This is a genomic window from Aerosakkonema sp. BLCC-F183 (assembly GCF_041929145.1).
GTDB lineage: Bacteria > Cyanobacteriota > Cyanobacteriia > Cyanobacteriales > Aerosakkonemataceae > Aerosakkonema.
Genome location: NZ_JBHFNU010000062.1, coordinates 1 through 17,507 on the forward strand (window position 1 = coordinate 1; position 17,507 = coordinate 17,507).

Here is a 17,507-nt window from a genome sequence, read left to right on the forward strand (position 1 = left end):
TTTATGTTTCTACCAAAATGTCTTATTTGTGTAATTTTTACTTTTTTACGATTTTTTTTTATTTTTTTATTTTTTTTTTTTGGTGTTTAGACTACCGGCGGTTTTGGGGGGGGTTAGTCTAAACTCCAGTAGGAAACAAAACGCAGGAATCTAAAATAACAGGAAATTCAGCCATTTCAGGGTTCGATTACTCCTATTCATAAAATCCAGCTTCTTGACTCATTTGGATTAGCTGAGTCAGCATTTTATCCCGCTTTTCATCTCGTTGTTTCTTATACTTCATCAAATCTTCATAACGAATCCGCCGATGTTTTCCCACCTTAATATATGGAATTTGTTCTTCCTCTAATAACTTAATCAAAAACGGTCTGGAAATATTCAAAATATCAGCAGCTTCCTGTGTTGTTAGTTCGCAATTAGAGGGTGTTAAGGTAATAGTTTTCCCATCTGCAATTGCACGAACAACTTGACGTAACATACTGCGAACAGACTCAGAAATTAGAAGTTCTTCTCCGTTGCTTCCGACTAATTTTATTTGTGAAGTTTCCAAACTGAGGATTTGTGATAATTTGGCGATCGCATCTACTTCTTCTGGCTGAATAACTGACTCTAACGACAATTTTTGCTTCAGCATAATAGTTAAAAGAGCTTAAGTTCTTACAGTCTAACACAAATTCGCAATAATCGCAATAATCGCAATAAATGAAATGTGTCTATTGTGTTGTAATGAGGAAGTCTAGTTTATTTACTCATAACAAGTCAGATATTCTGTTGATACCCAACCTTTAACACCATTTTTTTGCTTACTTTCTACACTAACTAAAGCCCATTCTCCATCATCAGAATAACGCTGAAGCGAAACTATGGAAGCAAAATCTATGCTAGCGATCGCTTTTCCTTCAGGCTCATTTCTCATATTCAGTCGATCGCCATATTTAGTTAACACCCAAAATTCATTACAACTGTTAGCAACTATATATTCATCGCTGTTTTGAACTGTCGTTGCGCTTGTTTTTTCCGGCGACGCTAAAGCTGCCGAGATAGTTTTAAAACCAATCGCAGAAAGGGAAGCAACTGCGATGAAGGTTAAAAGTTTTTTGCTGTTAATCTTTTTTCTCACGTTACCCTCTCTGAAAAAAGTCTGTTATCTCCAATATATTTTGTGGTTTCACCAAATCTCCTATCCCATGAGATACAATTAGTAATTAATTCTATCTAGCTTAAAGTCTGAAATTTTCAATCGCTTATTAGCTATTTCATCTATCTAAAGAGCGAAAAGCTCTCTGAGATTTTAGTTACAAACTAAAATAGGGTGGGCAATACCCACCCTACTTGCAATTAGTCAGAAATTTGTAAAAACAGTTTCGCGGATAAAATTGTTAGTTATCAATCAGCGCCGCAAGTTAGGTAATTTGCCCATACCCAACCTTCATATCCTCGTCCTCTGTCTGTAATAATATTAACCCAGTTTCCCGAACTATCGAAACGCTTACGCAGCACGACGGATCTATTAGGTATGGTACTGATAACTTTGCCATTAATGTTGCTGCGATCGCGCACATTGATGGGGTCACCATCTGGAGTCATTACCATCATAAACTGAGAAGTACAACGCTGAGCAACTAGATATTGATTGCGGTTCTCGGTTAACTTAGGGTTCGTTTGTGCAGCCGAGGTAGGCTTGACGCTGCTTAAAGATAGCGACAACAAAGAAAATAATGTTAAAGTTTTTACCAACTTTGCCAGGTTTTTCATAATCCACTCTCCTACTTCGAGAAAAGCCTACTTAACTTATTAATATTATGGCCTGTCATTTAGAGAACGTCTTCATTGAAGATTTCCGATCGGTGTGGTAATAAAAATAGAATGATTTTGGTAGAGTTGCGATCGCCTACAGTTATTCGATCGCACTCGTACCAGATAGGGGTAAAATATGACAGTCGTACTCTGTGCCGGACTGTGATCGATCGTTATACGTTGCCGGAAATGGGCAACCTGTGGACAGAAACCTATAAACTGAAGACGTGGCTAGCAGTGGAAATTGCAGTTTGCGAAGCGCAAGCTGAACTTGGCTATATCCCGGCTGAGGCTGTTGAGGAAATCAAAGCAAAAGCTAACTTTGACCTCAAGCGGGTGCAAGAAATTGAAGCGGAAGTCCGCCACGATGTCATCGCCTTCTTGACAAATGTCAATGAATATGTAGGCGATGCCGGACGCTACATTCACTTGGGTTTAACCAGTTCCGATGTGCTGGATACCGCTTTGGCGCTGCAAATGGTAGCCAGCGTCGATGTATTGTTGGAACGGGTGGAAGATTTGATTCAAGCGATTCGCTACCAAGCGCAGCAACATCGCAACACGGTGCAAATCGGCAGATCGCATGGAATACACGCGGAACCGATTACTTTTGGGTTTAAATTAGCGGGTTGGTTGGCAGAAATGCACCGCAACCGCGATCGCTTAGTTAATCTTCGCCGCAGTGTTGCAGTTGGGAAAATATCCGGTGCGGTGGGAACTTATGCTAACGTGGAACCGCGAGTGGAAGCGATCGCCTGTCACAAACTCGGACTGGAACCGGATACGGCATCAACTCAGGTAATATCGCGCGATCGTCATGCCGAATTTGTGCAAGTATTAGCACTATTAGGCGCATCGATCGAACGTTTTGCCGTCGAAATTCGCAACTTGCAACGCACAGATGTTCTCGAAGTAGAAGAATTCTTCTCTAAAGGACAAAAAGGTTCTTCTGCAATGCCGCACAAACGCAACCCAATTCGATCGGAAAGATTGACGGGAATGGCAAGAGTTTTGCGCGGTAATGCCGTAGCAGCTTTGGAAAATGTCGCACTTTGGCACGAACGGGATATTTCCCACAGTTCGGTCGAAAGAATGATATTACCCGACTCCTGCACGATCGTTCATTTCATGTTAGTAGAAATCGCCGATTTGGTGAAACATCTGTTAGTTTATCCCCAAAACATGGCGCGGAACATGAATGTTTACGGCGGCGTCGTGTTCAGCCAAAAAGTAATGCTAACATTAGTAGAGAAAGGTTTGCGGCGAGAAGAAGCTTATGCGATCGTGCAATCTTGCGCTCATCAAGCTTGGAATAAACCAGAAGGTGATTTTCACGCTTTAATTAGTAAAGACGAGCGCGTAACTAACGTGTTAACGCCGTCAGAGATAGAAGCGTGTTTCGATCCGCAACACCATCTCAAACATTTGGATGAAGTTTATCAACGTCTCAGTATCTAAAGCATCAACTTTTTGTAGGGTGCATTAAGGCAGTGTAACGCACCCTACTAAGAGTTAACCAAATAAGCTCCTTTACTAAAATGTAGTACTCGTCAGGTATATGGTTTTATGGCTCTATCTTTAAATTCACTTAAGATATCGCAAAAATTATGGCTGAGCGTCCTATCCTTTGCTATCCCAATACTGATGTTATTGTATTTCACAGTTTCTGGGATAAATTACAATATCAATTTCGCTCGCTTAGAAGTTTTAGGAAATAGACTTTTAGAACCTTTAACTAAGCTTTTAGTGTTGGTGCCAAAACACCAGCGTTTGCTGGGAAACAAACCATCGGATAATTTTATATCTACCAGTGACTTAAGCGCGATCGAAAATTCGATCAAAACTAATTTTAGCAAGCTAGAAAAAGACACACAAGCTGTAGGAAACGAACTGAAAATTAATCATTCACAGCTAAAGGAAGCAGGAATGGAAAATTTATTACCTGCAAGAATAATCAAACAGTGGCAGAGATTGCTAAGCAATCATAACTTCAACAATCAAAACTTGGATAAAGATTATAGCGAGCTAAAACAAAGTATAAGTGAATTACTTAGCAGAGTAGGAAATACTTCTAATTTGATTTTAGATCCAGATCTGGACTCTTATTATTTGATGGATGTTGTTCTTTTGGCACTTCCGCAAGCTCAACAGCGAATGGAAGAAATTTTATTGTATAGCCAAAACTTAAGTTCAAAAAAACAGCTAGATCTGCTAGAAAAAGTAGACTTAGGAGTCTATGCTTCATCACTGAAGGCGGATTTAGGAAGGATTATGCAAGGAATTGCTACTTCTTTGCGGGAAGATAAGAACTTTTATGGCGAGGTTCCTTCTCTGCAAAATATCCCTCCTGTACTTAAATCTTATGAGCTAACTGTTAATGATTTTAGCAAAAAATTAGTTGAAGTTCTTAAAAATGATAACATAAATCTAATTAATAATAGTTTTTTTACTGAGGGTGAAGAGGTAGTTAGTAAAGGCTCCCAACTGTGGACTGTGACGAGAGAAGAAATGGATAATATGCTCGAACGCCGCCTTCAGTATTTGCAAATTAAACAATTAATTTATCTGTTATCTAGTTTAATTACTCTGGCTATATCTAGCTTTTTTGTTGTCAAAATATCGCGAGAGATAAGTTTTCGTCTTTCCCAAGCTGGGTTAGTTACTAAAAATGTTGCTCAAGGGGACTTTACAACTAATGTCAAAGTCGATTATAAAGATGAAATAGGGGAATTATTTGCGACTATTAAGTACATGGTAAAAAACTTAAATTATTTGCTAAAAAGTACCCAAGAATCAGGTATTCAAGTTTCTGCATCAGCCAATCAATTATTAATAACTGCCAAACAACAAGAGGAGGTAGTAGAGAATCAAGCAGTATTGATGCTTGGTGGAATGAGATCCGCTCAAGAAATTTCTAAACTCATTGAAAAAATGGCCGATCGAATTAATTTAGTTGCTTGCAAATCAGAGGAAACAACTAAATTCGCCAGCCAAAGTCAATTAGATATAATCAAAATGAAAGAAGCAATGCAAGAGATGGGAAATGCTTCGATAAATATTTCCAAAAAGCTAGAAATTATCAAGGAAAAAGCGGAGAATGTTTCATTGGTACTGAATACAATGACCAAGGTAGCAGACCAGACAAATCTTTTATCGTTAAATGCTGCTGTCGAAGCCGAAAAAGCGGGAAAATTGGGAGCGGGTTTTGCTGTTGTAGCCAGAGAAATTCGCCGCTTAGCCGATCAAACTTCTGTTGGTACTTTGGATATCGAACGGATAATTGGAGAAATGCAATTATCTGTTTCCGAAGGCGTTGTAGAAATGAATAATTTTATCACTGAGTTCTTTGAAGGGGTTGATAAAGTTAGTACAATTAGTAACCAACTTGCTAAAATTATCGAGCAAGTACAAGCTTTGTCACCTCAGATTGAAGGAGTGAACGTGGTGATGAAAAATCAATCGGAGAATGTCCAAAAAATCAGTATTTTGATGGTAAATATAAATCAAGGTATGCAGGAAATAAAAAAATCCTTGAATCAAACATATACGGCAATCGAAAAACTTACCACCGCTGCAATAACTTTGCGAGATCAAGTTTCTAGATTTAAAGTGTTTGCTTGAATTTGGGATTACGGGAATTGTTTAACTTCTACCCAAAAACCATACTCAAATCCCGTACCATTGGACTTATACTGTAGTGTATAATCTCCTGAAAGTGGTAAATTTCCCATCCATTAAGATCGATCGCTATCAGTATCAGCATCTCCGGCTAAAATTCTGCTATTGGGAGCGATAATAGTAGGGAATGGGCCAAAGAGCGCTGGTGACACTCATCCTCTGACCCTTGGGAAATCTGCGAAAATATTGATGTTTGCCGCCGCCAACGATGCGATCGCTCACGGTAGTAGAATTTTGATCGGAAGGAAACTAATTCTGACCCGCATTTGAGTACAAATGCTGCTGGTGCGATTTTTGGCTACCCAACCTGAGACGGGACGAGCTATATTTTAGATAACTATTTCCCACAATGAATTATTTTAGGCGCACTGTTCGGAATCGCAATAAATTGCTTCAAGCCGTGAAAAGCGAAGTCAAAGCACGGCTGGAACAATCATTGCACAATGCGGTGCGAGTTATCTTGTTAAAAGAAACTCAACCCGAACAAATGCCACGACTTTGGAATATCGATGTCAAAATCGGCAGGCGTCCCACTTTTCCGTTACCTCCAGAGACAAACATCCTGGAAGTATTTGACCAAACTGGTGGCAAGTTAATGATTTTAGGGACACCGGGTTCCGGTAAAACTACCACCCTGCTGGAACTTGCCAACGAACTAATTAGTGCTGCGGAAAATGACATCAGCAAACCAATTCCAGTTTTGTTAAATCTGCTATCTTGGCAACAAAATAACCAACCTATTGCAGATTGGTTAATAGCCGAACTAAACTCGCGATATGGTGTGGGTGTCAAGGTTAGCAAATGGTGGATTAAAGAACAACAAATCGTGCCGCTACTCGATGGATTGGATGAACTGGAATTAACACAACAAGAACAATGCCAGCAAGCGATTAATCACCTGTTGGCAGAAGAAAATCCGCCCAATCATTTGGTAGTTTGTACTCGTATGGAAAATTATAAAAGTTGCAATACTAAGTTGCGCTTGCATGGGGCCGTTTATTTGCGACCTCTCAGTGAAACTCAGATTAAAGAATATTTGATGAAGTCCAGAAGCCGAGAATTGTGGGAAAATATCAAAACTGAAGCACAGTTGTTAGACTTGGCTAAAAACCCATTATTTTTGAATATGATGGCGTTGGCGTATGAGGAAATTTTAATTCATGCTTGGAGACGAATCGCCGATAAGAACGAACGCCGCGAATATTTGTTAAATGCCTATATTCGGCGGATGCTAACGCGGGATATGGAAAGTCAATTTTATCGCAAAGGTAAACAACCGCGTCCCGAACAAATGCGTCCTTGGTTAACTTGGTTAGCGAAAAGGATGAGTGAATTAAATCAGCAAGAATTTAGGATCGAAAATATCGATCGTCATTGGTTACAAACTTCCGCTCAGAAGCGCTTATATCGTATGGGTGTTTTGCTGAGCTTGGGAGGGATTTTGATGAGTAAAAAGGCAATTGTGCGGACGATATTGGCAAAAAATGGTTATATTCCTCAAGATTATCCTCGTTTTCTAGGATTGGCGACAGAAAGATTGTTTTTGCAAAAGGTGGGTGGGCGATATCGGTTTGTGCATGAATTGTTGCAAATATATTTAGGTCAATTGCAATCGTAGTTTTTTGGTTATTTCCATTCAATTATGGATTTTCATAAAAGGTCTCTACAGTTAACGATAGATATAATCTAATTGTGCAAAATAGATTTGCCGTTTGACAAAGCATTTATCGGTGCGATATTGTCTGCTATTGGCGGTGCGGGAGGAATGACAGCAGTCGGTAGATTTATCGCCACCAACTTGATTAAGCTGATACCGGGTGCTGGTACAGTTTTAGGTGGTGCGATCGCAGCATCAACGGCGGCAACCCTAACCTTGGCACTCGGTCTATCTTATATCGAATTGCTCAAAAGATATATGAAAGCCCAAATAAATGGCGAAACAATATCTCTGGCGAACTTAACGAGAATATTTCTCGAATTGTACAAAGATTATGTCCAAACAGGCAGAAAAACCCTCCCAGAAGACAACTCCCGCCCACCCCGCGAAATAGATATCGAATAGGTTCGCCCAGAGCGGTATGATTCGGTAGGGTGGGCATCGCTCACCACAAAACTGCAAGATCTACAATTTCAAAATGTCCAAGACTCACACCGTCGAAATTCAGCACCAAGGTAAAACCTACACCCTGCAAGTACCGGAAGATGTAAAGATTCTCAACGCCGCCCAAGCCGCCGGCATAGACTTGCCGAATTCCTGTAATGCGGGAGTTTGCACCACCTGTGCAGGGCAAATTTTAGCAGGAGAAGTGGATCAAAGCGACGGAATGGGCGTCAGTCCGGAACTTAAGGCAAAAGGCTATGTTTTGCTCTGCGTAGCTTATCCGCGCTCGGATTTAAAAATTGTCAGCGAGAAAGAAGACGAAGTATATCACCTACAATTCGGACAATATCAAAAATAATCAAACCTATGACAACACACTTTATCACTGCCGAAATTGACCTCCAAGAATCCCCCACCAAGCTGCATCAGGAAATTGAAGCAGAATTGGAAAAACGGGGCGAACCCCTGCGCTGGGCTGTTACTGGTGTCGATGTTGACCGACAAAAAGCCACTGTAGAAGCCGTCGTAACGGCAGCAACCGATGAATCCAAAATCTAAAATCTGAAATCCAAAATTGCTTCCACGTCCGTACACAGTTGTATTAATTGTGCCGACTGGCATTGGGGCGGCGATCGGCGGTTACGCAGGAGATGCTTTACCTGTAGCCAGAGCGATCGCCTCCTGTTGCGACCTTCTCATCACCCACCCCAATGTCCTCAACGGTGCTAGCTTATACTGGCCTTTACCTAACACTTTCTACGTTGAAGGTTACGGGCTTGACAAATTTGCCGCTGGATGCTGGGGATTGCAGCCAGTGCATCAAAACCGCATCGGTTTAATTTTAGATCGTGAGATCGAACCCGACTTACAATTGCGCCACCTGCAAGCAGCCGACGCCGCCAGAGCCACACTGGGACTGAACCTCACCGACTATATTGTCACAGACGCCCCCTTGGGAGTGGAACTGCGGACATCCGATTCTGGTGCATCTTGGGGCACAATTGAAAATCCCGATAGCTTATTGAGAGCAGCTGAAGTATTGATAACGAAAGCTAAAGCAGAAGCGATCGCAGTCGTAGCCCGTTTCCCCGAAGACATCGACAGCCAAGTCCTCGCAAATTATCGCCAAGGCAAAGGCGTCGATCCCGTTGCCGGTGCCGAAGCCGTCATCAGCCACCTGATCGTCCGCACATTTCAAATCCCCTGCGCCCACGCCCCCGCCTTTTCCGCACCTGCCCTCGACCCGCACTTATCGCCCCGCTCAGCCGCCGAAGAATTGGGCTACACCTTCCTACCCTGCGTCCTCGTCGGCTTAAGTCGCGCCCCCCAGTTCGTTACCCCGGCGGGAAGTCAAAAGTCAAAAGTCAAAAGTCAAAACGAAGAAGGAGAGGGAGAAGGGAAGAGGGAAGAGGGAAGAGGGAGAGGGAGAGGGAAAAGGGAAAATATTAATTCTTCCGCTCGCCCACTCCCCCACTCCCCCACTCCCCCCCTCCCCCACTCCCCCCCTCAATGTATCTGGGCCGAGCGAGTAGATGCGATCGTCATCCCCGCAACTGCCTGCGGTAGTAGTGCCATCCTAAGTTTCAGCCAACTGCCAGCGAAAATTATCTGCGTCGAAGAAAATCAAACTCAAATGCAAGTGCCTCCAGAACCGTTAGGGATCGAAGCATTACGAGTACACTCGTATTTAGAGGCTCTGGGGGTATTGGTGGCCCATAGAGCAGGTATTCATCCGTCAGCCCTCAGCCCAGACCTCTCTCCCATACGTAGCGTCTTAAAGAACTGGTGACAGATCCTTTACCTAACGATCCGGAATTTGAACCTCTTACACGCCCGCAACTTCTAGTCGCGATGGGCGTGACCGCAATCTTATTGTTGGTGGTTGCCAAGCTGTGGCTGCAATTTGGTGCAGTCTCCCTTTTAAAAGTCCAATGGACGAGCCTTGCATTACCTATAGGAATTGGCATCGGTGTGGGAATTACCGCCGCTAGTTCCCTGGTTTATCGCCTTTGGCCGGCCTATCGCAAAAGCGCAGATGCGTACCTGGCATTGGTGTTAAAACCTTTATTGTGGCCAGACCTCATCTGGTTGGCATTGCTGCCGGGATTGAGCGAAGAATTATTATTTCGAGGCGTGATGCTGCCGGCATTGGGGTTGAATATCCCTGCATTGTTAGTCAGCAGTATCTGTTTTGGCGTGTTGCACCTCAGCGGCATACAGCAGTGGCCTTATGCGATTTGGGCCACAGCCATAGGGCTGGTGCTGGGATACAGTGCCCTTGCTACCGACAATCTGTTGGTGCCGATCGTCGCTCACATCATCACGAATCTCGTTTCTAGCTGCCTTTGGAAACTGGATAGCGGCAACTCAGGTGAAGCTAGGGGTTAGAAAAAGTCACTCATTCAAAAGTCAAAAAAGGGCGTCGGGGTTAGGGGTTAGGGAAGAGGAAGAGGGAAAAGTCACTCATTCAAAAGTCAAAAATTAATTCTTTCGCTCCCCTGCTCCCCCGCTCCCCCGCTCCCCCACTCCCCCACTCTCCCCTACGGCTGAGTTCTATTTACAGTGACTTAAAAATAAAAAAACGCCCAAAACTTGCGGGCGTCGATCATCAGGGTGCATCTACATTTTTAATATAACCTATGTTGAGGGGTCTTACCCCTCACCCCCTATAAATTTTAATAAAACTTTACAATTGGTGCTGGCAAAGTCTGAAGGGATGCCAGTCCCAATCTAATTATAGTCTGGACATAGTACTTTGTGTGTATCAAACAGGACAATAATCGATGACCCTATGCGCCACAAAGTAGCATAAAAAGGGATATAGACGGATAGAGGGCAGTCTTGTTGTGAGATTTTACACAAATGATCTGAGCGGACGCACTCTCACGATCGCTCGCAGATGGATAGTAACAGTAACAAATTAGTCTAAGTTGATGCGGCTATGGTAATGGTAAAGGGCGATCGGCAATCCTTAAAACCCAGATTGCACATAGGGATCTGCTGCTAACCACACCCGCTGGCCCCATACCTTCTGTAAATTTTGGAGAAAATTGTTGATAGACCGATCCCGCTAATTTTATCTTTATATATGGCCTACTGCCTAAATCCAGATTGCCAGAAACCAACCAGCAACCCACAGGGGACAAAATTTTGTCAAAATTGCGGTTCCAAATTGCTGTTGAGCGATCGCTACCGTGCTATCAAGCTCATCGGCGAAGGTGGATTTGGCAGAACCTTCTTAGCCGTGGATGAGTATAAACCATCCAAACCGCGCTGTGTCATCAAGCAATTTTTCTACCAAGGTGCTGGAGCCAAGATAGCGGTAGAACTATTTGAACAAGAAGCGGTGCGGCTGGACGATCTAGGCAAACATCCGCAAATTCCCGAACTTTTCGCCCATTTTGAAGTAGATAAGCGCCAATATTTAGTCCAAGAGTTTATCGACGGGCAAAATCTAGCCCAGGCGCTGGAAGCAGAAGGCGCATTCAGCGAAACTCAAATTCGCGACTTGCTGAACAATTTGTTGCCAGTACTTGATTTTATCCACTCTCACAACATTATTCACCGAGACATCAAACCAGAAAACATCATTCGCAGATTCCCGCAAGGCGGATCTCCTTCTCCAGGAAGTACAAAAACAGATGAGTTAGTTTTAGTTGATTTTGGCGCTGCTAAATTCGTGAGTGCAGCAGCTTTTCCCAGAACTGGCACAAAGATTGGCACCGCTGAATATTCTGCTCCAGAACAAATGATGGGTAAAGCAGAATTTGGCAGCGACCTGTACAGTTTAGCTGTTACCTGCATTCATCTGCTCACCCAAATGCACCCGTTCGATTTATTCAGTATCAGCGAAGATGCTTGGGTGTGGCGAGATTATTTGCACACGCCGTTGCAGGAGCGAAATCTAGGTAAAGTGCTGGACAAAATGCTGGAAAGAGCAACCAGTCGGCGCTATCGTTCCGCTCAAGAAATACTGGAAGAGTTAAATCCTCAACCGACAGCAATCAAAAATTGGAGTAATAGCATTCCGCTGGGAAATCTCTACGGAAACGTCAATACTCCATCGCCAATTCCCAATCAGCAATTACCGATCGCTAATTACCGATCGCCAATTACCTATATCCAATCTGCCACACTTGTCAAGAACTGGAGATGCGATCGCACCCTGATCGGTCATTCTAACTGGGTGTGGTCGGTTGCCTTCAGTCCCGATAGCAAAACCCTTGCTAGTGGCAGTCGCGACAAAACGATCAAACTTTGGGATTTGCAAACAGGCAAGCAAATTCGCACCCTTTGGGGACATTCTAACTGGGTGTGGTCGGTCGCCTTCAGTCCCGATGGCAAGACACTCGTCAGCGGTAGCGGAGATAAAACGCTCAAAGTTTGGCAGATACCCAGCGGCAAAATCATCCGCACCCTGGAAGGACATTCCGGCCCAATTTATGCGATCGCTTTCAGTCCAGACGGACGTACAATCGCCAGCGGCAGCGGCGACAAAACTCTCAAAATTTGGGATTGTGGCAGCAGCGAAGCCATCCACACCCTCACCCGTCACTTATTCTGGGTGCGTTGCATTGCCATCAGTCCCGACGGACAAACTCTCGCCAGCGGCGGTTTGGATAACAATATCCATTTGTGGCATATAAATAGTGGCAGATGGAGTCGCACCTTTGCAGGACATTCTAATTGGGTGCGTTTCATTGCCTTTAGTCCAGATGGGCAATTTCTTGCCAGCGCCAGTTATGACAAAAGCATCAAAGTTTGGGATCTCTATAGCGGCAAAGAAATTTATACTCTGAGCGAACATACTGACTTAGTTGGGTGCGTTGCGATTAGTCCGGATGGACAGATTTTAGCTAGTAGCAGTCGGGACAAAACTATCAAACTTTGGCAATTAAGTACAGGTAGGGAAATATCTAACATCACAGAGCGATCGGACGCTGTTAGTTATATTACCTTCAGTCCTGATGGGCAAAGTTTAGCCACTGCCAATTTTGACGGCACTATCAATATTTGGCGGTGCGATTAGCAGTTTTTGCGGGAATACTTACGGTAGACTTAAGTTTACTGACTCCTCACCAACTATGAGCTATTGCCTTTATCCCGGTTGCCAGAAACCCCAAAACCCAAATGAAACAAAGTTTTGCCAAGGTTGCGGCTCAAAGTTGCTGCTGAAAGAGCGTTACCGCGCCTTAAAAGTCATCGGACAAGGTAGCTTTGGCAGAACTTTTCTCGCCTTAGATATGGAGAAATCTTCTCAATTGCCTTGTGTTATCAAGCAGTTTTTTCCATTAGCACAAGACACCAAAAATGTCCAGAAAGAAGCTGAGTTATGGGAACAAGAAGCCGTGCAATGGGATAAATTGGGCAAACATCCTGGGATTCCCCAAGTTTGCGATCGCTTTGAAGAAAACAGATGTCAATATTTAGTCCAAGAATTTATCGACTGACTATTAAGATTTGGCGGTGCGATTAAGCGATCGCGAGTTTTGTGAATTTTTGGCTATGACGATCGCTCTACCTGAACTTTAGCTACAGTGTGCGTCGGAGCGATAAAATTAGTAATTATCTCCAAAATTCAGAGGTATGATGGACGCTACAACCTGAAAAATATTTCAAAATTAATCACCAGCAATTTGCGTTATTTAATTAATATTAAGAATAGGTTAAATATTCGGACTTTTCAAAATATTATGTTATTATAGTAAAAAATAAGACTATCCTTATGCGATCAAAAGTCCCCTGCCAATGGAAAAAATCGCGGCCACATCAAACGACACTACCTTGGCAGGCAAAACACAAGTCCGCGTAGGCGGACTTCGTTTCGATAGTCGCGAATTTAGTAGTTAGGCTTGTTCAACCCAAAAAAACGGAGAAAAAATGATCGAAACGTCTGAAAAATTTAAAATCAATTCTCCTAAAGTAGTACATGAAATGATTGATGGGGAAGTAGTAATTGTCAACCTCGATCGGGGAGATTATTACAGTTTAGTGAAAGCAGGAGCGGATATTTGGGAAGGTTTGGCAAAAGGCATGGCCAGAGTAGATATTCTGGAAAATATGGTTCAGCGTTACGACGCCAGTCGCGAAAATATTGAAACCGCGCTCGATGACTTGATTGAGAAGTTAGAGTTAGAAGAACTGATTACCATTGAAAAAACAGATGAGGCGATTCCCTTAAATATAACAGACAACCAAAGCGAAACGAAAGTAAATGCAGAAAAGCTTAGCTTTGAGATTCCAACCTTACAGAAATACACGGATATGGAAGAATTACTGGCGTTAGATCCCATCCATGAAGTTGATGAAATGGGTTGGCCCAATGCTAAGCAGTAACTCTGAGTTAGATTAGAAAAGATTAAAAGGTAATGGTTACAAACGAGTTGGAAAATTCCGAAAACGAAAATAAAACCGAACAGCAAGACCCCGTGGCTTTTTTCGATCGGGTCTACGAACTATACGAAAAAGCGGCAGCTGCTTCGGGAGAAGCTATCGATCGCTTTTATTCGATCGGCGGGTTTAAAATTCGGTTGCGTTTTGCTGGTGATGCCTTAATTCCGTACATGACTCCTGCTTTAGCACACTTAGAAACAGAACCTTTTTCAGACCCGTCACTTACAGTTTGTTTGTGGGATAGTACCTCGACAAATACGATAATGCCGCCTCCACCTTGGCAGAGACATCATCATCATCCCAAGCGCGGAGAAATTCACGGTTACAATACCGATCGCATTCACACCAGTTTCCAATGGGGTGCATTTGCGCTTAGTATATTAGATAGCGATCGCAATCTAGGAATTTATTGGGTTGAAACAACCGAACAAATTCCTTATTGGGAAAAAGGTTCGCCGCTACGGACAATTTTAAACGTATGGATGAGTAAGCGGGGCATCCAGCTAGTTCATGCTGGTGCTGTCGGACTCCCATCAGGTGGCGTATTGCTAGTCGGAAAAGGAGGTTCTGGTAAATCGACAACAGCGTTAACTTGCCTGAATTCTCAGCTTTTTTATGCCAGCGACGATTACAGTCTCATCTCCCCGGAACCAACCCCAACAGTTTTTAGCATCTACAACACGGGCAAAAAAAATGCCAATGATGTCGATAGATTACCATTTTTGGCTAAGGCTATTACTAATCGCGATCGCCTTTCAGAGGAAAAAGCACTTTATTTCATCAACGAACATTTCCCTGAAAAAATCTTGACCAATTTTCCTATCCGTGCTGTTTTAGTTCCGCGCATTACGGGAAAAACAAACACCTCATTAACAGCCACATCTGCTGCTGCTGCTTTAGCTTCATTAGTACCCAGTACGATGATTCAATTACCAGGTTCTGGAAAAGAAGCTTGCCAAATTATGATGCAAGTATTGCAACAAGTTCCTTGTTATTATCTAGAACTTGGTACTGATTTAGCACAAATTCCTCAAGTCATTTTCAACCTTATTACAAACCAATAAGCAATGGACAATCAACCCTTATTCATTAGCGTTATCATCCCCGTTTACAATGGAGAAAAATATCTAGCGGAAGCCATTCAAAATGTCAAAAATCAGGATTATCAACAATTAGAAATAATTGTAATTGATGATGGTTCGACAGATAAAACTAGGGAAATAGCTGCCCAATTCAAGGACTGTATCCGCTATATTTACCAGCAAAATAGTGGGCCAGCAGCGGCTCGCAATCACGGTATAAAAGTAGCCAATGGTGACGTAATTGCCTTCTTAGATGTTGACGATCTCTGGTCGGATGATAAACTTAAACTGCAAGCAGATTATCTAGCAAATAATCCCTCAGTAGAAATTGTCCAGGGATTAATCCAAAACCTGAAAATTTCTCACTTGACAAATGACAATATAGCGATATTTGAAAAAGAGTATTATCCCTATAATTACATTAACTTAGGGAGCGGATTGTATCGGAAATTAGTTTTTGATAAAATTGGCTTATTCGATGAATCTCTACGCTACGCAGAAGATGTTGATTGGTTTATCAGAGCCTGGGAAAATAGTATATCTAAGGTTGTCTTGGAACAGGTAACACTGTTTTATCGAAAGCACCAGGAAAATATGACTGTGGGGAAAACTTTAACTGAGTTGGGGTTCGTTAGGATATTCAAAAAACATCTTGATAGGTGCAGAAAAAAAGGAACTTCCCCCAGTAGTTTATTGCCAGGAATGCCAACTATTAATGAATACTTGGGTGCGCCTCCCAACACTCCCAAAATAGCTTGATAAATGCCAAACCGCTCGACAATTTTTACCAATTAAGTGCAAGGATATCTGGGAATGGAAAATCATCCTTCAGTCAGCGTCATTATTCCAGTTTATAACTGTGAAAAATATCTAGCAGAAGCGATCGAAAGCGTGTTAGCGCAAACCTATCAGCCACTAGAAATTATTGTAATAGACGATGGATCGACAGATGGTAGTGCAGAAGTAGCAAAGCACTTTGGTACTACAGTGCAATACTGTTTTCAAGCCAATAGCGGTACGGCGGCGGCTCGTAATCTAGGAATAGAATTAGCCAAAGGCGATTTTTTTGCCTTTCTCGACGCAGATGACCTTTGGGTAGAGGACAAATTAACTAACCAAATGGCAGCATTTACAAATAACCCCAATCTTGATATCGTATACGGACAGGTTCAACAGTTTATTAGTCCAGACTTGGCGGAAAATCTGAAAGCCAAACTACAGGTTTCTCCTAAATTAATACCGGGACATATTCCTTCCGCATTGGTAATCAAACGGGATTCTTTTTTTCGAGTTGGCTTATTTGAAACTCAGTGGAGATTAGCCGAATTTGCTAGTTGGCAGGTGCGCGTTACAGAGCTAGGACTCCAAACGATGATGTTACCCGACTTAGTAGCCAAGCGCCGACTGCACGAAACCAATAAGGGAATTCAGAAACGCGAATACCAAACTGAATATGTTCAGATTTTGAAAGCATCACTAGACCGCCGCCGTGCTAAAGGTTAGGATATTGAAATTGGTGGATTATAATTCACATATATGAACTTAAAGACTCGGCTAAACAACATCAAAACTCGTTTCAAAGCTGCATCTAAAGCCTTCATCAATCCGATACCTAATCTCCCTCCAAAAGTTTTTGTCAAAACAGTAGATCCTGATTTAGTTTTAGATAATCAGCTTTTAGCCGGAAAAAATGTCCTGATTACCGGAGCAGCAAGAAACATTGGCAGAAGTATTGCTATTGAAATGGCTAAACAAGGCGCAAATATTTTCTTCACCGATATTGTTGAGGAAGGATGTTTAAATTTAGAAACAGAATTAAATACTTATCCCGTTAAGGTAAAAGGCTTTGTTTCAGACATATCAAAGCCTGAAAATATTGATTATTTATATAGCATTTTAGAGGAAAATAAAATTATAATTGATATTCTGGTCAATAATGTAGGCATTCAATTTGAAACGATCGGGATAAATAACTTAGATTTGGGAGAATGGCAAAAAACTTTTCAAACCAACATATTTGGGCCGATGTACCTTACCAAACTTATCTCCAATATGATGGTGAGTAATTCTATTCGGGGAGCGATTATTTTTCTAACTTCTATACATCAAGAAATACTTATCCGCTGGCCTAGTTATAGTTCTTCAAAAGCAGCATTAGGCATGATTATCAAAGAATTAGCGGTAGAATTTGCTCCCTCCGGAATCAGAGTAAATGGAATTGCTCCCGGTTGGGTGGCAATAGACGATCGCGGGAACCCTTTACATCATGAATATAACCTATTACATAAGTGTTCGATCGCTCCTTGTTATATTGGTAGAGCGGCTGTTTATCTAGCCTCAGATTATTTTTCCAAATTCACGACGGGAACCGTTTTGAAAATTGATGGCGGAGCAACATTATATAGTTATCGCGTTGCTCAAAATCCGCCTCAATAGATAAAGTAGGATAAAATTAA

At 42.4% G+C, this 17,507-nt stretch carries 18 protein-coding genes; 15 read left to right on the plus strand and 3 right to left on the minus strand.

Translation table 11 applies throughout. The features are described 5' to 3' along the window. Positions 1 to 193: 193 nt before the first annotated feature. From ACE1CD_RS18015 to ACE1CD_RS18025, 3 genes are all read right to left on the minus strand, one after another. The gene (locus ACE1CD_RS18015; RefSeq protein ID WP_374825871.1) at positions 194 to 634 is read right to left on the minus strand and encodes a helix-turn-helix domain-containing protein; all 441 of its coding nucleotides are present in this window, start codon (positions 632 to 634) and stop codon (positions 194 to 196) included. 111 nt (positions 635 to 745) lie between these two features. Continuing rightward, positions 746 to 1,120 carry a hypothetical protein gene (locus ACE1CD_RS18020; RefSeq protein WP_374796117.1) on the minus strand — a complete coding sequence of 125 codons (375 nt, stop codon included), beginning with the start codon at positions 1,118 to 1,120 and terminating at the stop codon, positions 746 to 748. Between the two features lie 266 nt (positions 1,121 to 1,386). Then, complete coding sequence (locus ACE1CD_RS18025) at positions 1,387 to 1,755, minus strand: hypothetical protein (RefSeq protein ID WP_374796118.1); 369 nt, start codon at positions 1,753 to 1,755, stop codon at positions 1,387 to 1,389. Between the two features lie 204 nt (positions 1,756 to 1,959). Here ACE1CD_RS18025 and purB point away from each other — a divergent pair, with 204 nt between their 5' ends. The 15 genes from purB to ACE1CD_RS18100 all read left to right on the plus strand — a co-directional run bounded on the left by purB (position 1,960) and on the right by ACE1CD_RS18100 (position 17,487). Then, complete coding sequence (gene purB, locus ACE1CD_RS18030; protein ID WP_374825997.1) at positions 1,960 to 3,255, plus strand: adenylosuccinate lyase; 1,296 nt, start codon at positions 1,960 to 1,962, stop codon at positions 3,253 to 3,255. Between the two features lie 468 nt (positions 3,256 to 3,723). Then, positions 3,724 to 5,418: a methyl-accepting chemotaxis protein gene (locus ACE1CD_RS18035; RefSeq protein WP_374825873.1), complete on the plus strand. Its 1,695-nt coding sequence runs from the start codon at positions 3,724 to 3,726 to the stop codon at positions 5,416 to 5,418. A gap of 406 nt (positions 5,419 to 5,824) precedes the next feature. Beyond that, on the plus strand, positions 5,825 to 7,093 hold the full coding sequence (locus ACE1CD_RS18040; protein WP_374825875.1) for an NACHT domain-containing protein: 1,269 nt from the start codon (positions 5,825 to 5,827) through the stop codon (positions 7,091 to 7,093). An 87-nt stretch (positions 7,094 to 7,180) separates the two neighbouring features. Beyond that, the gene (locus ACE1CD_RS18045) at positions 7,181 to 7,537 is read left to right on the plus strand and encodes a hypothetical protein (protein WP_374825877.1); all 357 of its coding nucleotides are present in this window, start codon (positions 7,181 to 7,183) and stop codon (positions 7,535 to 7,537) included. A 73-nt stretch (positions 7,538 to 7,610) separates the two neighbouring features. After that, entirely contained in the window at positions 7,611 to 7,934 is a 324-nt protein-coding gene (locus tag ACE1CD_RS18050) for a 2Fe-2S iron-sulfur cluster-binding protein (RefSeq protein WP_190466393.1), read from the plus strand. An 8-nt stretch (positions 7,935 to 7,942) separates the two neighbouring features. Next, positions 7,943 to 8,134, plus strand: a complete 192-nt coding sequence (locus ACE1CD_RS18055) for a hypothetical protein (RefSeq protein WP_374825879.1) — start codon at positions 7,943 to 7,945, stop codon at positions 8,132 to 8,134. Between the two features lie 16 nt (positions 8,135 to 8,150). Next, positions 8,151 to 9,365 carry a DUF3326 domain-containing protein gene (locus ACE1CD_RS18060; protein ID WP_374825881.1) on the plus strand — a complete coding sequence of 405 codons (1,215 nt, stop codon included), beginning with the start codon at positions 8,151 to 8,153 and terminating at the stop codon, positions 9,363 to 9,365. After that, on the plus strand, positions 9,362 to 9,964 hold the full coding sequence (locus ACE1CD_RS18065) for a lysostaphin resistance A-like protein (protein WP_374825883.1): 603 nt from the start codon (positions 9,362 to 9,364) through the stop codon (positions 9,962 to 9,964). The genes ACE1CD_RS18060 and ACE1CD_RS18065 overlap by 4 nt, the downstream gene beginning before the upstream one ends. Positions 9,965 to 10,664: 700 nt before the next feature. Further along, positions 10,665 to 12,605, plus strand: coding sequence for a protein kinase (locus tag ACE1CD_RS18070; protein WP_374825885.1), 1,941 nt, complete (start codon positions 10,665 to 10,667; stop codon positions 12,603 to 12,605). A gap of 55 nt (positions 12,606 to 12,660) precedes the next feature. After that, positions 12,661 to 13,026 carry a 4-Cys prefix domain-containing protein gene (locus ACE1CD_RS18075; RefSeq protein WP_374825887.1) on the plus strand — a complete coding sequence of 122 codons (366 nt, stop codon included), beginning with the start codon at positions 12,661 to 12,663 and terminating at the stop codon, positions 13,024 to 13,026. A 430-nt stretch (positions 13,027 to 13,456) separates the two neighbouring features. Next, positions 13,457 to 13,912 carry a PqqD family protein gene (locus ACE1CD_RS18080; protein ID WP_374825889.1) on the plus strand — a complete coding sequence of 152 codons (456 nt, stop codon included), beginning with the start codon at positions 13,457 to 13,459 and terminating at the stop codon, positions 13,910 to 13,912. Positions 13,913 to 13,944: 32 nt separating this feature from the next. After that, entirely contained in the window at positions 13,945 to 15,033 is a 1,089-nt protein-coding gene (locus ACE1CD_RS18085) for a hypothetical protein (RefSeq protein WP_374825891.1), read from the plus strand. A gap of 3 nt (positions 15,034 to 15,036) precedes the next feature. Beyond that, positions 15,037 to 15,810, plus strand: a complete 774-nt coding sequence (locus ACE1CD_RS18090) for a glycosyltransferase family 2 protein (protein ID WP_374825893.1) — start codon at positions 15,037 to 15,039, stop codon at positions 15,808 to 15,810. A 54-nt stretch (positions 15,811 to 15,864) separates the two neighbouring features. Then, positions 15,865 to 16,554: a glycosyltransferase family 2 protein gene (locus tag ACE1CD_RS18095; protein ID WP_374825895.1), complete on the plus strand. Its 690-nt coding sequence runs from the start codon at positions 15,865 to 15,867 to the stop codon at positions 16,552 to 16,554. Between the two features lie 33 nt (positions 16,555 to 16,587). Continuing rightward, positions 16,588 to 17,487, plus strand: a complete 900-nt coding sequence (locus ACE1CD_RS18100; protein ID WP_374825897.1) for an SDR family NAD(P)-dependent oxidoreductase — start codon at positions 16,588 to 16,590, stop codon at positions 17,485 to 17,487. Positions 17,488 to 17,507 lie beyond the last annotated feature (20 nt).

What these genes read in the sequence shown, in the direction of transcription:
- ACE1CD_RS18080 (WP_374825889.1), top strand. Translation starts at nt 13,457, where the DNA reads ATGATCGAAACGTCTGAAAAATTTAAAATCAATTCTCCTAAAGTAGTA.
- ACE1CD_RS18025 (WP_374796118.1), bottom strand. Translation starts at nt 1,755, where the DNA reads ATGAAAAACCTGGCAAAGTTGGTAAAAACTTTAACATTATTTTCTTTG.
- ACE1CD_RS18055 (WP_374825879.1), top strand. Translation starts at nt 7,943, where the DNA reads ATGACAACACACTTTATCACTGCCGAAATTGACCTCCAAGAATCCCCC.
- ACE1CD_RS18035 (WP_374825873.1), top strand. Translation starts at nt 3,724, where the DNA reads ATGGAAAATTTATTACCTGCAAGAATAATCAAACAGTGGCAGAGATTG.
- ACE1CD_RS18100 (WP_374825897.1), top strand. Translation starts at nt 16,588, where the DNA reads ATGAACTTAAAGACTCGGCTAAACAACATCAAAACTCGTTTCAAAGCT.
- ACE1CD_RS18090 (WP_374825893.1), top strand. Translation starts at nt 15,037, where the DNA reads ATGGACAATCAACCCTTATTCATTAGCGTTATCATCCCCGTTTACAAT.
- ACE1CD_RS18040 (WP_374825875.1), top strand. Translation starts at nt 5,825, where the DNA reads ATGAATTATTTTAGGCGCACTGTTCGGAATCGCAATAAATTGCTTCAA.
- ACE1CD_RS18085 (WP_374825891.1), top strand. Translation starts at nt 13,945, where the DNA reads ATGGTTACAAACGAGTTGGAAAATTCCGAAAACGAAAATAAAACCGAA.
- ACE1CD_RS18095 (WP_374825895.1), top strand. Translation starts at nt 15,865, where the DNA reads ATGGAAAATCATCCTTCAGTCAGCGTCATTATTCCAGTTTATAACTGT.
- ACE1CD_RS18015 (WP_374825871.1), bottom strand. Translation starts at nt 634, where the DNA reads ATGCTGAAGCAAAAATTGTCGTTAGAGTCAGTTATTCAGCCAGAAGAA.
- ACE1CD_RS18070 (WP_374825885.1), top strand. Translation starts at nt 10,665, where the DNA reads ATGGCCTACTGCCTAAATCCAGATTGCCAGAAACCAACCAGCAACCCA.
- ACE1CD_RS18075 (WP_374825887.1), top strand. Translation starts at nt 12,661, where the DNA reads ATGAGCTATTGCCTTTATCCCGGTTGCCAGAAACCCCAAAACCCAAAT.
- ACE1CD_RS18050 (WP_190466393.1), top strand. Translation starts at nt 7,611, where the DNA reads ATGTCCAAGACTCACACCGTCGAAATTCAGCACCAAGGTAAAACCTAC.